This is a genomic window from Streptomyces sp. NPDC048196 (assembly GCF_040652715.1).
Taxonomy (GTDB): Bacteria; Actinomycetota; Actinomycetes; order Streptomycetales; family Streptomycetaceae; genus Streptomyces; species Streptomyces siderophoricus.
Genome location: NZ_JBEZMM010000011.1, coordinates 172,908 through 188,237 on the forward strand (window position 1 = coordinate 172,908; position 15,330 = coordinate 188,237).

The 15,330-nt window shown below is 72.5% G+C and carries 11 protein-coding genes; 6 read left to right on the plus strand and 5 right to left on the minus strand.

The window, feature by feature from the left end; genetic code table 11:
* Positions 1–11: 11 nt before the first annotated feature.
* Entirely contained in the window at positions 12–1,112 is a 1,101-nt protein-coding gene (locus AB0E02_RS14980; protein ID WP_362139030.1) for a DUF2637 domain-containing protein, read from the minus strand.
* Between the two features lie 195 nt (positions 1,113–1,307).
* The gene (locus tag AB0E02_RS14985) at positions 1,308–2,147 is read right to left on the minus strand and encodes a (2Fe-2S)-binding protein (RefSeq protein ID WP_362139032.1); all 840 of its coding nucleotides are present in this window, start codon (positions 2,145–2,147) and stop codon (positions 1,308–1,310) included.
* A 186-nt stretch (positions 2,148–2,333) separates the two neighbouring features.
* Here AB0E02_RS14985 and AB0E02_RS14990 point away from each other — a divergent pair, with 186 nt between their 5' ends.
* Positions 2,334–3,032 (plus strand): GntR family transcriptional regulator, encoded by a 699-nt coding sequence (locus AB0E02_RS14990; RefSeq protein WP_362139034.1) that lies wholly within the window; start codon positions 2,334–2,336, stop codon positions 3,030–3,032.
* Between the two features lie 70 nt (positions 3,033–3,102).
* Here the strand turns inward: AB0E02_RS14990 and AB0E02_RS14995 are convergent, their stop codons facing one another.
* The 3 genes from AB0E02_RS14995 to AB0E02_RS15005 all read right to left on the minus strand — a co-directional run bounded on the left by AB0E02_RS14995 (position 3,103) and on the right by AB0E02_RS15005 (position 7,892).
* Positions 3,103–3,966, minus strand: a complete 864-nt coding sequence (locus AB0E02_RS14995) for a hypothetical protein (RefSeq protein WP_362139073.1) — start codon at positions 3,964–3,966, stop codon at positions 3,103–3,105.
* Between the two features lie 996 nt (positions 3,967–4,962).
* Complete coding sequence (locus AB0E02_RS15000; protein ID WP_234442370.1) at positions 4,963–5,817, minus strand: hypothetical protein; 855 nt, start codon at positions 5,815–5,817, stop codon at positions 4,963–4,965.
* A 413-nt stretch (positions 5,818–6,230) separates the two neighbouring features.
* Positions 6,231–7,892, minus strand: a complete 1,662-nt coding sequence (locus tag AB0E02_RS15005; protein ID WP_362139038.1) for a PucR family transcriptional regulator ligand-binding domain-containing protein — start codon at positions 7,890–7,892, stop codon at positions 6,231–6,233.
* 265 nt (positions 7,893–8,157) lie between these two features.
* Here AB0E02_RS15005 and AB0E02_RS15010 point away from each other — a divergent pair, with 265 nt between their 5' ends.
* From AB0E02_RS15010 to AB0E02_RS15030, 5 genes are all read left to right on the plus strand, one after another.
* Positions 8,158–9,045 carry a xanthine dehydrogenase family protein subunit M gene (locus AB0E02_RS15010; RefSeq protein WP_030417055.1) on the plus strand — a complete coding sequence of 296 codons (888 nt, stop codon included), beginning with the start codon at positions 8,158–8,160 and terminating at the stop codon, positions 9,043–9,045.
* Positions 9,036–9,629, plus strand: a complete 594-nt coding sequence (locus AB0E02_RS15015) for a (2Fe-2S)-binding protein (protein ID WP_362139041.1) — start codon at positions 9,036–9,038, stop codon at positions 9,627–9,629. Before AB0E02_RS15010 ends, AB0E02_RS15015 begins: the two co-directional genes overlap by 10 nt.
* A 2-nt stretch (positions 9,630–9,631) precedes the next feature.
* Positions 9,632–12,019, plus strand: a complete 2,388-nt coding sequence (locus AB0E02_RS15020; RefSeq protein ID WP_362139043.1) for a molybdopterin cofactor-binding domain-containing protein — start codon at positions 9,632–9,634, stop codon at positions 12,017–12,019.
* A gap of 248 nt (positions 12,020–12,267) precedes the next feature.
* Positions 12,268–13,755 carry an NCS2 family permease gene (locus AB0E02_RS15025; protein ID WP_362139045.1) on the plus strand — a complete coding sequence of 496 codons (1,488 nt, stop codon included), beginning with the start codon at positions 12,268–12,270 and terminating at the stop codon, positions 13,753–13,755.
* Positions 13,756–13,796: 41 nt separating this feature from the next.
* Positions 13,797–14,978, plus strand: coding sequence for an XdhC/CoxI family protein (locus AB0E02_RS15030; RefSeq protein ID WP_362139047.1), 1,182 nt, complete (start codon positions 13,797–13,799; stop codon positions 14,976–14,978).
* Positions 14,979–15,330 lie beyond the last annotated feature (352 nt).

Consider the following 15,330-nt stretch of genomic DNA (forward strand, 5'->3'; position numbering starts at 1 on the left):
TCCGCCGCCGGTCAGCCGAATTGCCGTTCGATCTCGGCGAGTTTCTCCTCCAGGGAGTCCAGACGGGGCAGCGTCTGGGTGTCGTCCTCCGCGGTGAGGTCCACGGCCCGCCAGGACCGGGCCGCGGGATCGACGGTGTCCGTGACGGTGACCGCGTCGGGGTCAGCGCCGGATACGGCCTTGAGGGCCGGGCGGGAGCGCAGCGGCAGCTCTACGGCGGGCAGGGGCGGCGGATCGCCGGCTATGGCGGAGTCCGGACCGGCCACCTCGGCGCCGGCGGGGGTGACCGCCAACTGCCGGCCGCCGCTCCGGCCGATGCCCCAGCCGCGGTGCTGGCGGTTGATCGCCTTGATCCGGGCCCGGTCGAGCTTGCCCTGCTCGCGGCGGCGCAGGCGGTTCTGCTCCCGCTCCCGCCGGTCCTCGCGGACCTCCTCGACGGCCTCGTCCAGCGTCCGCACGCCCTCCAGCAGCATCAGCGACCAGGCCGCGAAGGTCTCGCGGGGCGCGCGCAGCCAGCGCACGATCCGGATCTGCGGCAGCGGCCGGGGCACCAGGCCCTGCTCCCGCAGCGCCGCCCGGCGGGTCTGCTTCAGCGCGCGGTCGAAGAGCACCGCGGCCGACAGCGACATCCCGGCGAAGAACTGCGGGGCGCCGGCATGGTCCAGGCCGCGCGGCGCATGCACCCAGTTGAACCACGCCGCGGCGCCCGCGAAGGTCCACACCAGCATGCGCGAGCCCAGCGCCGCGTCGCCGTGACTGGCCTCGCGCACGGCGAGCACCGAGCAGAACATCGCCGCACCGTCGAGCCCGAACGGCACCAGGTACTCCCAGCCGTCGGTCAGCCCGAGGTTCTGGACGCCGAAGCCGACCAGTCCGTGGAAGGACAGCGCGGCGGCGACCGCGGCACAGCAGAAGAGCAGCAGATAGGAGGCGGAGGCGAAGACGGCCTCCTTGCGGCGGCGGCGCTCCTCGCTGCGTTCCCAGGAGTCGTCGGCGCCCGACTGCGCGGCCGCCCGGCGGCCGCGCACCACCAGCACCGCGGCGGCCAACACGGCACCCAGCGACAGGACGCCGGGAACAAGCCAATCCAGCGATATGTCGGTCGTTCTCATGGTGGGGATCCCTTGCCTCGGATACGCGATTTCGCGCGACATCCTGGCGGAATCCACTCGCCCCCCAAGGGCTTTCGGAGCAAGAGAACGCCAAGGAGGGGAAGGACCGGCAGATAGCGGACGCCACCCTCGAACTGCCGTATGCGCACGGCCGGTTGGGTTCGAATTCGGCGACCCGAACGGGTGGTGTGGGGGTCAGGTGGTTGCGGTGAGGCGGGTGATGCGATCCGCGTCGCAGGTGCGCGGACAGGTGATGCAGGTGTCCTCGGGACGCAGCGTGTAGAACATGCAGCAACTGGCGCGGTCCCGGGTCTGCAGCGCGGCCCCGTCCGGACCGGTCAGCGTACGGAAACCGGCGCCGCCCACGTACGGGGAGGTGGCGCCCGGCAGCAGCCGCGCCAGCTCCGCCACCGCCCGCGGCTCCTCGCCCAGCAGGTGCCCCAGGTACCACAGCCCCTCGACGATCTCGTCGGACGCCATGCCCCACAGCGCCCGCGGACCGCGCCGCATCCGCGCGCGGAACCCCTCCAGGACGGGCGCCAGATGCCCGGCCACCGCCGCCCGCACCTCCGCGCGCAGCGCCTCCTCGTCCGGCACCACCCGGGCACCGGGCAGCGCCGCCGCCGGATCGTCCGGCAGGCACCCGAACGAGCCGATGCGCACGGCCATCCGGCCCAGCTCGCGCTGGAAGCAGACGTCCTGCACGGGCAGGTACGGCACCCGGCGGTGCAGGAACCACGGGATCGTGATCAGCAGACAGGCCGGCCAGGCGTAGCGGTGCAGCGCGAAACTGGCGATGACATCGGGCCGGGCGGACTGCCCGTAGTCCCGCTGGATCTGAGCGTCGTCCCAGGCCAGGAAGGATTCCAGGGCCTCTCCACCGGCCGCGAGCCCGGCCGCGCACACCCAACCGTCACCGGTCGGCGGAGCCGCGTCCCACAGCGACACCCGCAGTCCGGGGAACGCCTCCGAAAGGCGCGCGTACGACTCGGCGACGGGGTGTGTGACGGGCGGGGCGGCGAGGGCAGAAGCCATGGGGGTGACCACCGAATCGCGAGCGTGGACAGGTAAGGCTTACCTTATCCGAAACCCTACCCGGGCCCCTCGCGAGCCAGTCCCGAGCCACCTGGACGAGGGCCGGGACCGGCCGTTCCGCCTCCTTCCGGATTTGAACTATCGCCAAGGCCGCCTATCGTGCTGGGAATGTCAGAAGGAGCCGCCATGGAGCAGGGCACAGCGGAGCAGCAGCCGCGCGCACGGGCCTGGGTGCCCGCGCAGCCCGGTCCCGCTGCACCCCGGCGGCACTCGGTCCGCGCCCAGGTGCTGGCCGCGCTGCGCCGGGCCCTCGTCGACGGTGAGCTGACCCCCGGCGAGGTCTACTCCGGCCCGGCGCTCGCCGAACGCTACGGAGTGTCCGCGACCCCGGTCCGGGAGGCCATGCAGCAGCTCGCCGGCGAGGGCGCCGTCGAGGTCGTGCCCAACCGCGGCTTCCGGATCGCCGAGCGCAGCTCCCGCGACCTCGCCGAGCTCGCCGAGGTCCGCACCATGCTGGAGGTCCCCGCGATCGTCCGGCTGGCCCGGGCGCTGCCCCCGGAGCGCTGGGAGGAGCTGCGCCCGCTCGCCGCCTCCGGCGTCGCGGCCGCCGCCCGCGGCGACCGGGCCGGCTACGCCGAGGCCGACCACGCGTTCCACCAGGCCGTGATGTCGCTCACCGGCAACCGCCGGCTCACCGAGGTCACCGGCGACCTGCTCCGCCGCGCCCAGTGGTCCGCGGCCGGCGGCGCCCGCCTGCGCACCGCCGAACTGCTGGCCGACGCCTCCGAACACACCGCACTGCTCGACGCCCTGATCGCCCAGGAGCACACGGTCGCCGAGCGCATCGCCCGCGAACACGTCTCGGTGGCCCGGCACCCGCATTGACGGCCCGGCCGGCCCGGCCCGGACGGCCCGTTCGCCGGGCGACCGGCCCGGACACCCCGGTCCGGACCGCTCAGCCCGGCAGCAGTTCCGTCAGCGGCAGGGCCGCGACCTCGGCGGCCGGCCGGGACAGATAGAAATCGGCGTGGTAGAAGCCGTCGGACTCCTTGCCGGCGATGGACAGCCCGCGCCGGGCCAGCGCCTCGAACGCCGCGCGCCGCTCGTCCCCGTCGGCGAACCGCCGCTGGCGGAACGTACGGGTGGTGAGCTGCTCGGTCACCAGCCCGGCCCGGGCCAGCAGGGCGGACACCGGCCGGTAGGAGACCGTCCGCAGGACGAACGCGGCGACCCAGGGCGGCCGGGCCACACAGTCGAAGAGCCGGCCGAAGGTCCGGGCGGATATGTAGCCGACGCCTCCGGTGACGGTGATCAGATCGGTGCCGGCCAGTACGGCGCGCAGCTCCGCGCTCGGCTCGTCGAGCTCCAGGTTCTCCGCGAACCCGTGATCGAGCAGGCCGACCTCGCGCGCGTACCCCACGGCCCGCTCCGCCGCGTCGATGCCGGTCACCCGGACGGCTTCGGCGCGCCGCCGGGTGGCGAAGAACGCGCGGTCCTCGTCGGTCAGTTGGCCGGTCGTCGGGCCGTCCGGGCGGTCGCCGGCATAGCGCCCGTAGAGGTCGGTCAGGGACAGCCGGTGATTGAGCAGCGCCGCGTTGACCCCGTACGAGCAGCACAGGTCCACGACGCTCAACGGGGGGCGGTCGCCGCGACTCCTGCGCAGGGTCTCGGTCAGTGCGCGGAACACCGCCTGGCCGTGGTGCGGAATCTGGTACTCCAGGGGTTGCAGGGTGGTGAAGTACCGACGGGGATCAGGGCAGTTGTAGATCGCCTCGAAATCCGCCTTGCCCCAGTCGGTTCCAGTGGTCGTCTTGGTCACTCCTGCTGCCACAGATGGCCTCCTGGTGGGCTCTGTCGATGGGGAGGGGCCCCAGCTGGTCCCGGACCAGCATCCAGGCCCTGCCGCCCGCTCACAGTGCGACTTGAGGCCATTCTCGGGGCAGGCGGGGCACGCCGCATCCCCGCCGCCCGCCCGACCGGTGCGCGCCGCCCACCTCCCGGTTCGCCCCTCCCGCCGCCCCGGGCCGCCACCCGCCGACCGTCGCGCCCCGGCCGATCCGCCCTCAGGACAGACCCGTCCCGGCCAATCGCGGCGAACCTCGGCATGGCCGAGGACGATGCCTTGACATGTCCTGGGCGGGAGGGGGTGGGTTGGGGCGCGGCGGTGGGTGGGACGGGGCGGCGACGGGTGTGCCGCGGTGGTGGGTGGGACGGGGGCGGGTTGCCGCGGCGGTGGGCGCTACTGCGGAAGCGCGGACCCGTGAGGGTGGGGCCCTCCTGGGAGGCGCAGAGCTGTGAGGACGGGGCCCTCCCGTGGCGGCGGGGGCCCACCAAGGCGGGGCCCACATGGCGGGGCCCGGAGGCGGGCTCCTCCCGCTCGGCGAGCCGGTGCGCGTGGCCGCGCGGTGCGGCTGCCCCCTTACCCGCCGCCCACCCGCACCTTCTTTTGTTTTTCCCCGCCGCCCACCCCCCTTCGGGGGGTGGGCGGGTGAAGTGGTGCGGTTTTCCGGCCACCCTCTATGGAGCGCGGTGCCGGACGCGGCCAACGGGGGAGCGGTGTACGAGGGGTGAGCGTCGCCAACGCGCGAACGCTGTTTGGGGAGTTGCGGGATGCGGGTCGAGGTGTCGGCGCGGTTGGTTTCGCGGTGGGCGCTCCCGGTGGACGATTCCGGCGGGCGCTCCTCCTGAACGATCCCGGTGGGCGATACCAGCGGGCGCTCCTCGTGAACGATCCCGGTAGGCGCTCCCGGCGGGCGGCCCCCGTGAACGATCCCGCGTGAACGATCCCGGCCGTTCCGTGCCGTGGTTGCCCGGGTTACGTGGCCGCCGGGGCCGTCGAAAGGTGGTCGGCGAGCCAGGTGGGGACGCCGCCCATGAGGCGGAAGAGGCGGGCGGCCTCGGCGCGGAGGCGGTCCGCGTCGTCCTCCGGCGCGGCGTCGGCCAGTGCCGCGAGCGCCGGGGCCGTGCCCACGAGGAAGCCCAGTTCCTCGCGGATCCGCAGCGACTCGGCGAACCCGTGCCGGGCCTCCGCCAACTCCCCGTCCCGTAGGGCGAGTCCGGCCAGATGGCGCCAGGTGAAGGACAGCAGCAGGCTGTCGCCCTGTGCGGTGGCGCCGGCGTGGGCGCGGCGGTAGGCGGCGCGGGCCGCGTCCGGGCTGTCCGCGACGTGCTCGGCCATCAGCCCGCGCCGGAAGTCCAGCAGCGGGCGGCCGGCCGCGGTCGGGGCGAGCAGCGCGGCCGCCCGGCCGAGCGCCGAACGCGCCTCGTCGGCCCGGTCCCGTACGCCCAACACCGTTGCCGCGTAGGCGAGATGGCCGCGTTCGCAGGCCGCGCCGCCGCGCTCGTCGTCGTTGCCGGCCAGTGCTTCGGCGGCGCGCAGCGCGTCCTCCGCCTCGGCCCAACCGGTGGTGGTGAACATGCAGCGCTCCACCAGGAGCGCGGCGCGCCGCAGGGCGGCCGGGGCGTGCCGGACGGAGTGTGGTTCCAGGAGCGCGGCCGCGTCGTCCCAGCAGCCCCGGGAGCGCAGCCGCCAAACGGCACGGTCGAGGGGGTCATCCCCCTCGACCGTTCTGACTGTCGGTACTTCCGGTGCGGGTGCCGGTGCCGGTACCGCGAGCGATACCGGATCGGCGGTACTGACGGAATCCGCGGCATCCGCGGATCCTGACATGGCGGTATCCGCCACATTGCCCTCCCCGAGCGCGCCATTGAGCTGGAAACAGGAAGCCTGGGCGAATCTCAGCACGGATTCCGCGGTGCGGCCAAGGGGGTGGGTGAATGAATTCACAATCGCGCCGTGGCCGGTCGTGAGGGGCCGGGCGGCGCAGATCGGGGCCGTCGCCGGGCGGGCGCGCGGCCGGGCGGGTGGTCGGGCACCGTACGGAGTTGGCGGGAAGCCGCCCGATCGGATGACCCCGAATGGCCGATTCGGAGTGGTCGGCGGGCGGCGGGCACGGTGCGGCGGGCGCGGCCGGGGCGGAGCCGGTGCGGTGCCGGCGGCCGCACCGGCGCGGCCGCGGGCGTACGGATCCCGTGGGCGCTCGTCACCGGGACGGGCCGGTCGGCCCGCCCGGAGGCCGCCCGTCAGCTCATCCGCAGAGCCAGGAAGAAGTCCAGCTTGTCCTCCAGGCGGGACAGGTCGCGGCCGGTGAGCTGCTCGATCCGGCCGACCCGGTAGCGGAGCGTGTTGACGTGCAGGTGGAGGCGGGTGGCGCAGCGGGTCCAGGAACCGTCGCAGTCCAGGAAGGCCTCCAGGGTGGGGATCAGCTCGGCGCGGTGCCGGCGGTCGTAGTCGCGGAGCGGGTCCAGGAGGCGGGCGGTGAAGGCGCGGCGGACGTCGTCGGGGACGAAGGGGAGCAGCAGGACGTGCGAGGCCAGCTCCTCGTGGCCGGCGGCGCAGACCCGGCCCGGGCGGGCCGCGGCGACCCGGCGGGCGTGCCGGGCCTCCTCCAGGGCGCCGCGCAGCCCCTCCGCGGAGTGGACCGAGGCGCTCACCCCGACCGTCAGCCGCCCGTCGCCGTCCAGCCCGCGGCCCAGCGGCTCCCGGACGACGGAGAGCAGCGCATCGGCGTGCAGCCCGGCCGCCGAACCGTCCTCGGGCTCCTCGGGGACCGGCAGCGGCACCAGCGCCACCGCCTCGTCGCCGGTGTGCGCCACCGCGATCCGGTCGGAGGGCTCCGGACCGAAGGTGCCCGGGTCCACCAGCACCTCCTCCAGGAGGGACTGCGCCACCGGGCCGCCGGGCAGGTCACCGCCCTCCCACTCGACCCTGGCCACCACGATCTGCCAGTGCGGGGCGGTGCCCAGGCCGGGCAGCAGCACCGGCGCCGCGACCCGCAGCCGGGCCGCGATCTCGGCGGGCGGCGCACCGGTCTGGACGAGCTCCAGCACCTCCTGCGCGAGCCGCCGGCGCACCGTACGGGCGGCGTCGCGCCGGTCCCGTTCGACGGCGATCAGCTGGGTGACGCCGTGCAGCAGATCGAGCCGTTCCTCGGACCAGTCGCCGGCGTCCGCCTCGACGGCCAGCAGCCAGTCGCTCAGCAGCGTCTGCCGCAGGTCACGGCTCTCGTGGCGGATCGGGAACAGCGAGAACGTGGCTCCCTCCAGGCCGATCCGGTGCGGGCCGCGCCGGCCGGTGCGGGCGGCCGCCAGATGCTCACCGGCGAGCCGGGCGGCCAGGTCGGCGGGCAGCTCGGGCCCGGCGCCCGCCAGCGTCGATCCGGCGATCTGCCGGCCGGTGGGGGAGAGCACCCAGGCCCGCAGGTCCAGGTCGGAGCCGAGCAGGTCCAGGACGACCTCCGGGCCGCCGCCCGTGGGGCCCGACGTCATCAGCCGGCGGTGGCGGTCCACCACGGCGGCCAGGTCGCCGGCCCGCTCGCTGGAGACCTGCCGCACCACGTGCTCGGTGATGGACGCGAACGAGACCGTCTCGTCCACCGAGAACAGCGGCAGGCGGTGCCGGGCGCAGGCCTGGACGAGATCGTCGGGGATCGCGCCCAGCTCGGCCTCGCCCGCGCCGAGCCCGGCGACCCCGGCCGAGGCCAGGATCCGTACGAACCGTTCGGAGTCCTCCGGCTCGCGGCGCCAGGCCAGACCGGTCAGCACCAGCTCGCCGCCGGAGAGGTAGCGGCTGGGATCGCGCAGGTCCGTGGTCATCACGCCGCGTACCGTGCGGTCCAGCTCGTCCTCGCCGCCGAGCAGCCGAAGGCCCAGGGTGTGGGTGTCCAGGAGTGCGCGGAGCCGCATGACCTCGCCCGCCGTTCTTTGCTGTCTGGTGTTGCCGGTGGAATGCCGCGAGGTTTCAGAGCCTCGTCTTTCGTTCGAATCTACAAGACAGGTGGCTTGGCCAGCCAACCGCTTCATGGTTTCAGTGACTGCACCGGGCGGGTCCCGGGCGCGTTCACTAACTCCAACCGCGTTAACAAGACATGAACGGCTCGATGGCGACGAGGGCCCCGGCTCCTCACCATGAGCAGCGAACGACCCCATCTTTTCGTAGAAGAGGCCACCCATGGACTTCCTTCGCCCCGCCAGCTGGGAGGAGGCGCTCGCCGCTAAGGCCGAGCACCCCACCGCTGTGCCCATCGCGGGCGGCACGGACGTGATGGTCGAGATCAACTTCGACCACCGCCGCCCCGAGTACCTGCTCGACCTGAATCGCATCGGTGAGCTGAGCGAGTGGGAGGTCGGAGAGAAGACCGTGCGCCTCGGCGCCTCCGTTCCTTACACCAAGATCATGGAGAACCTGCGGACCGAACTCCCCGGTCTCGCGCTCGCCTCCCACACCGTCGCCTCCCCGCAGATCCGCAACCGCGGCGGCGTCGGCGGCAACCTCGGCACCGCCTCCCCGGCCGGAGACGCCCACCCCGCGCTGCTCGCCTCCGGCTGCGAGGTCGAGGTCGAGTCCGTCCGCGGCCGCCGCATGATCCCGATCGACGAGTTCTACGTCGGCGTCAAGCGCAACGCCCTGGCCCCCGACGAGCTGATCCGTTCGGTGCATCTGCCCAAGGCCGACGGCCCGCAGCAGTTCTCCAAGGTCGGCACCCGCAACGCCATGGTCATCGCGGTGTGCGCCTTCGGCATCGCACTGCACCCCGAGACCCGCACGGTCCGCACCGGCATCGGCTCCGCCGCACCCACCCCCGTACGTGCCCGCGAGGCCGAGGACTTCCTCGCCGCGGCGCTGGAGGAGGGCGGCTTCTGGGAGTCCGGCAACCCCATCCCGCCGTCCGTGGCCAAGCAGTTCGCGCAGCTCGCCTCCGGTGCCTGCAACCCGATCGACGACGTGCGCGGCAGCGCCAAGTACCGCCGGCACGCGGTCGGCATCATGGCGCGCCGCACCCTCGGCTGGACCTGGGAGTCCTACCGCGGCAATGAGAGGAGCGCACAGTGCGCGTGACATTCACCGTCAACGGCCGCCAGCAGGAGGCCGACGACGTCTGGGAAGGCGAGAGCCTGCTGTACGTCCTCCGCGAGCGGATGGGCCTCCCGGGCTCCAAGAACGCCTGCGAACAGGGCGAATGCGGCTCTTGTACGGTCCGCCTGGACGGTGTGCCGGTGTGCTCCTGCCTGGTCGCAGCCGGCCAGGTCGAGGGCCGCGAGGTCACCACCGTCGAGGGCCTCGCCGACTACGCCAAGCACCGCGAGAGCGCCCACCCCGGCGGCGGCTGCGCCTCCGGCGCCTGTGGCACCTCGCTCCAGGACGCCCAGCGGTGGAGCGCCAAGGGCCAGGACTCGCAGACCGGCGAAGGCGCTGAACTCTCGCCGATCCAGCAGGCGTTCATCGACGCCGGCGCCGTCCAGTGCGGCTTCTGCACCCCCGGTCTGCTCGTCGCGGCCGACGAGCTCCTGGAGCGCAACGACACGCCGTCCGACGCGGACATCCGCGAGGCGCTGTCCGGCAACCTCTGCCGCTGCACCGGTTACGAGAAGATCCTCGACGCGGTCCGCCTGGCCGCGGCCCGTCAGGGAGAGGCGGTCTGATCATGGCTGGCACCACCACGGGTATACCCGCCAACGTCACCCAGGGCTCCCAGACCAAGGGCGGCGTCGGTGAGTCGATGCTGCGCCCCGACGGCACCCTGAAGGTCACCGGCGAATTCGCCTACTCCTCGGACATGTGGCACGAGGAGATGCTCTGGGGCCAGGCCCTGCGCTCCACGGTCGCGCACGCCGAGATCGTGTCCATCGACACCTCCGAGGCCCTGGCCCTGTCGGGCGTCTACGCCGTCCTGACGGCCGACGACCTGCCGGCCGCGAAGAACTACGGCATGGAGTACCAGGACACCCCCGTCCTCGCCTACGGCAAGGTCCGCCACCACGGCGAGCCGGTCGCCCTCGTGGCCGCGGACCACCCCGAGACCGCGCGCCGCGCCGCTGCGAAGATCAAGATCGAGTACAAGGAGCTCCCGGTCATCACGGACGAGGCGTCCGCGACCGCTCCCGACGCGATCCTGGTCCACGAGAACCGCGGCGACCACCACGCCGGGCACGTCCCGCACCCGAACATCGTGCACCGCCAGCCGATCATCCGCGGCAACGCCGCCGAGGCCGCCAAAAAAGCCGACGTGATCGTCAAGGGCGAGTACACCTTCGGCATGCAGGACCAGGCCTTCCTCGGCCCGGAGTCCGGCCTCGCGGTGCCCGCCGAGGACGGCGGCGTCGACCTCTACGTGGCCACCCAGTGGCTGCACTCGGACCTCAAGCAGATCGCCCCCTGCCTCGGCCTGCCCGAGGAGAAGGTCCGCATGACGATGGCCGGCGTCGGCGGCGCGTTCGGCGGCCGCGAGGACATCTCGATGCAGATCCTCGCCTCCGTGCTCGCCCTGCGCACGGGCAAGCCGGTGAAGATGGTCTACAACCGCTACGAGTCCTTCTTCGGCCACGTCCACCGGCACCCGGCGAAGCTCTACTACGAGCACGGCGCCACCAAGGACGGCAAGATCACGCACATGAAGTGCAAGATCGTCCTCGACGGCGGCGCCTACATGTCGTCGACCCCCTCGGTCGTCGGCAACGCCTCGTCCCTCTCGGTCGGTCCGTACGTCATCGACGACGTGGAGATCGAGGCGATCGGCCTCTACACCAACAACCCGCCCTGCGGCGCCATGCGCGGCTTCGGCGCGGTCCAGGCATGCTTCGCGTACGAGGCCCAAATGGACAAGCTGGCGGCGAAGTTGGGCATGGACCCGGTGGAGTTCCGCCAGAAGAACGCGATGGAGCAGGGCACCATCATGCCGACCGGCCAGCCGGTCGACTCGCCCGCTCCCGTCGCCGAGCTGCTGCGCAGGGTCAAGGCCCGCCCCATGCCGCCGGAGCGCCAGTGGGAGTCCAGCGAGGGCGCCGACGTCCGCGCACTGCCCGGCGGTCTGTCCAACACCACCCACGGCGAAGGCGTCGTCCGCGGTGTCGGCTACGCCGTCGGCATCAAGAACGTCGGCTTCTCCGAGGGCTTCGACGACTACTCGACCGCGAAGATCCGCATCGAGGTCATCAACGGCGAGGCCGTGGCCACCGTCCACACCGCCGCGGCGGAGGTCGGCCAGGGCGGCGTCACCATCCACGCACAGATCGCCCGCACCGAACTCGGCGTCCAGCAGGTCACCATCGCCCCCGCGGACACCCAGGTGGGCTCGGCGGGGTCGACCTCCGCGGGCCGTCAGACGTACATGACCGGCGGCGCCATCAAGAACTCCTGCGAGATCGTCCGCGAGAAGGTCCTGGAGATCGGCCGGCGCAAGTTCGGCTCGTACCACCCGGCGTGGGCCACCGCCGAACTCCTCCTGGAGGGCGGCAAGGTCGTCACCGACGGTGGCGAGGCCCTCGCCACCATCGTGGACGTCCTGGAGGACGAGGCCGTGGAGGTCGAGGAGGAGTTCCGGCACCGCCCCACCGAGGCCTTCGACCTGCGCACAGGACAGGGCAACGGCCACGTCCAGTACGCCTTCGCCGCACACCGCGCGGTCGTCGAGGTCGACACCGAGCTCGGCCTCGTCAAGGTGATCGAACTGGCCTGCGCCCAGGACGTCGGCAAGGCGGTCAACCCGCTCTCCGTCATCGGCCAGATCCAGGGCGGAACCACCCAGGGCCTCGGCGTCGCGGTGATGGAGGAGATCATCGTCGACCCGAAGACCGCGAAGGTGAAGAACCCCTCCTTCACGGACTACCTGCTCCCGACCATCCTCGACACCCCCACCATCCCGGTCGACTACCTGGAACTCGCCGACCCGCACGCGCCCTACGGTGTCCGCGGCATCGGCGAGGCCCCCACCCTCTCCTCGACCCCTGCGGTCCTCGCGGCGATCCGCGCGGCCACGGGACTGGAGCTCAACAAGACGCCGGTGCGCCCGGAGCACCTCACCGGCACACAGTGAGCCGTCCGGGGGCGCTCCCCCCCCGGACCCCGGCCTCCGGGCGGTACGCGACAAGGGGTGTCCCTGTCCGTCCTCCTCCGCGCACCGCCCGGAGCCTCCCCCCTCGCACCACCGCAGTCGCTGCTGCCTCGTACGCAGTCAGTACCCCACGTTCGCCTCGGGCCGTCCCCCGGGTCGTGCAGCCGAAGATCCATCCCAAATCTCGCCCACTTCGCGAGTGCCCCTTTGAACCTTGGGAGTAAGGCACCATGACCCAGCAGTCCACTGAGCCGAGGACCACGGCGGAAGACGCGGGCAACGGCTCGCGCCAGCCCGCCGGCCGGTCCTGGCTCGACAGGTACTTCCACATATCCGAGAGAGGGTCGACGGTCGGCCGGGAGGTGCGTGGCGGCGTCACCACCTTCATGGCGATGGCGTACATCATCCTCCTGAACCCGGTGATCCTGACCACCACGAAGGACATCACCGGAGCCACCCTCAACGCCGACCAGGTGACCACGGCGACCGCGCTGGCCGCCGCCGTCACCACGATCGTCATGGGGTTCCTCGGCAACGTCCCGCTCGCCCTGGCCGCCGGCCTGAGCGTGTCCGCCGTGATGTCCTTCCAGGTCGCCCCGCAGATGACCTGGGACAACGCCTGGGCGATGTGCATCATTTACGGTGCCGTGATCGTCCTGCTGGTCGTCACCGGCGCACGGGAACTGATCATGAACGCGATCCCGTTGCCGCTCAAGCACGCCATCACCATGGGCATCGGCCTGTTCGTCTGCCTCATCGGCCTGGTCCAGGCGGGCTTCGTCACCTCCATGCCCGGCCCGGGCGGTCTCGCCGGCGCCAAGCCGATCCAGCTCGGCACCGCCGACATGCTCACCGGCTGGCCCGTGCTCTGCTTCGCCTTCACCGTCCTGCTGATCTTCCTGCTGCAGGTCCGCAAGGTGCCCGGCGCCATCCTCATCGGCATCGTCGGCGGCACGGTCTTCTCCGCGGTCGTCCACCAGCTCGCCGGGCTGACCGTCAAGGACTGGGGCGGCCGCAACGCACCCGTCATCTCCGGATCCATCGTCGACACCCCCGACTTCGGACTGCTGGGCCACGTCTCCTTCAGCGGCCTGGGCAACGTCGGCGGCATCACCATCGGCGTCATCGTCTTCACCCTCGTCCTGGCGGGCTTCTTCGACGCCATGGGCACCATCATCGGCATCGGCCAGCAGGCCAACCTCGCCGACAAGGACGGCAAGATGCCCGGGCTGAACAAGGCCCTGGCCATCGACGGTGCGGGCGGAATGGTCGGCGGTCTCACCGGCGCCTCCGGCCAGACCGTGTTCGTCGAGTCCACCGCGGGCGTCGGCGACGGCGCACGGACCGGCTTCGCCAGCGTCATCACCGGTCTGGGCTTCGCGCTCTGCCTCTTCTTCACCCCGTTGGCCCAGGTCATCCCCACCCAGGTCGCCGCCGCCGCACTGGTGGTCATCGGCTCGATGATGCTGACCAACGCCAAGCACATCAACTGGGACGACCCCGCGACCGCCATCCCGGTGTTCCTGACGACGGTCCTCATGCCGTTCACGTACTCCATCACCGCGGGCATCGCGGCCGGCGTCCTCGCCCACGTCGCCATCAAGGCCGTGCAGGGCAAGTGGCGCGAGCCCGGCTGGCTGATGTGGGTGCTCTCCCTGGTGTTCCTGGCCTACTTCTCGCTCAACCCGATCGAGAACTGGCTGGGCGTACACCACTGATCCGCCGCATCCACCCATCCGTTATCCGTAAGGAGACCGACATGCTGGACATCGCCGACGAGCTGCACCGGTGGGTCGAGCAGGGCCGTGAGTTCGCGGTGGCCACCGTCGTGGCCACCAACGGCAGCGCGCCCCGCCAACCAGGAGCCGCCCTCGCCGTGGACGGCGACGGCACGGCGATCGGTTCGGTCTCCGGCGGATGCGTGGAAGGCGCGGTCTACGAACTGTGCCAAGAAGCGCTGCGGACCGGCCAACCGGTCCTGGAACGCTTCGGGTACAGCGACGAGGACGCCTTCGCCGTGGGCCTGACCTGCGGCGGCATCATCGACATCCTCGTCCAGCCGATACGGACGGGCGCCCCGCGCTCCGCACCCGGCGGAGCCGCGGGGGAGTGGGTGGACAGCACTGCCGACACGCTCGCCGCCGGGCTGGCCGCCGCTGCCGCCGGGGAGGCGGCGGCGGTCGCCCGGATCATCGAGGGCCCCGCCGAACTCCTCGGCCGGGCACTGCTCGTGCGCCCCGACGGCACCCATGAGGGCACCCTCGGCGGCCATCCCGCCCTCGACCGCACCGCCGTCGAGGAGACCCGCGCCCTGCTCGACGCGGGCCGCACCACGACGATCGAGATCGGCGAGGACGGCTCGCAGTGCGGCCGGCCGGTCGTCCTCCTCGTCGAATCCTCCGTCCCCGCCCCCCGCATGATCGTCTTCGGTGCCATCGACTTCGCCTCCGCCCTGGTACGGGTCGGCAAATTCCTCAACTACCACGTCACGGTCTGCGACGCCCGCCCCGTCTTCGCGACCCGCACCCGCTTCCCCGACGCCGACGAGATCGTCGTCGACTGGCCGCACCGCTACCTCGACTCCCAGGAACTCGACGGCCGCACGGTGCTGTGCGTCCTCACCCACGACGCCAAGTTCGACGTGCCGCTCCTGGAACGCGCGCTGAAACTCCCCGTCGCCTACGTCGGCGCGATGGGCTCGCGCCGCACCCACCTGGACCGCCTCCAGCGACTGCGCGACGTCGGCCTGACCGAACTCGAACTCAACCGCCTGCGCTCACCGATCGGCCTCGACCTCGGGGCCCGCACCCCCGAGGAGACCGCCCTCTCGATCGCCGCCGAAATCGTCGCCAACCGCCGTGGCGGCACGGGGGCGCCACTGACGGGCGCGCACACGCCGATCCACCATGATGGGGCGGCTCGTCTTCAGTTTGTGGCTTAGGGCGTATGTAGTTGGCTTTCCTGGCGTGGGGGTTGCCGTTGTGCGCTTTGCGGTGCCGCCCACGTAGCTGTCTGCTGCGCCGCGGGGCTCGCCGTTGCGCTTTGCGGCGCCGCGCGCGTAGCCGTCTGTCCCGCCGCGGGGCTCGCCGTTGCGCTTTGCGGCGCCGCGCGCGTAGCCGTCTGTCCCGCCGCGGGGCTCGCCGTTGTGCGCATTGCGGCGCCGCGCACGTAGTTGGCCGTCCCGCCGCGGGTGGTCTCGCCGTTGCGCCTGCGGCGGGCTGGGTTTGTGTTGGGTGCGGTGACGGGCCTGCGGGGCCGGTGTTTGGGACTGCTGTCGCTTTACGTCCCAAACA

Coding starts and splice junctions, on each gene's coding strand:
- AB0E02_RS15030 (WP_362139047.1), top strand. CDS start 13,797: ATGCTGGACATCGCCGACGAGCTGCACCGGTGGGTCGAGCAGGGCCGT.
- AB0E02_RS15005 (WP_362139038.1), bottom strand. CDS start 7,892: ATGCGGCTCCGCGCACTCCTGGACACCCACACCCTGGGCCTTCGGCTG.
- AB0E02_RS14985 (WP_362139032.1), bottom strand. CDS start 2,147: ATGGCTTCTGCCCTCGCCGCCCCGCCCGTCACACACCCCGTCGCCGAG.
- AB0E02_RS14990 (WP_362139034.1), top strand. CDS start 2,334: ATGGAGCAGGGCACAGCGGAGCAGCAGCCGCGCGCACGGGCCTGGGTG.
- AB0E02_RS15000 (WP_234442370.1), bottom strand. CDS start 5,817: ATGTCAGGATCCGCGGATGCCGCGGATTCCGTCAGTACCGCCGATCCG.
- AB0E02_RS15010 (WP_030417055.1), top strand. CDS start 8,158: ATGGACTTCCTTCGCCCCGCCAGCTGGGAGGAGGCGCTCGCCGCTAAG.
- AB0E02_RS15025 (WP_362139045.1), top strand. CDS start 12,268: ATGACCCAGCAGTCCACTGAGCCGAGGACCACGGCGGAAGACGCGGGC.
- AB0E02_RS15020 (WP_362139043.1), top strand. CDS start 9,632: ATGGCTGGCACCACCACGGGTATACCCGCCAACGTCACCCAGGGCTCC.
- AB0E02_RS14980 (WP_362139030.1), bottom strand. CDS start 1,112: ATGAGAACGACCGACATATCGCTGGATTGGCTTGTTCCCGGCGTCCTG.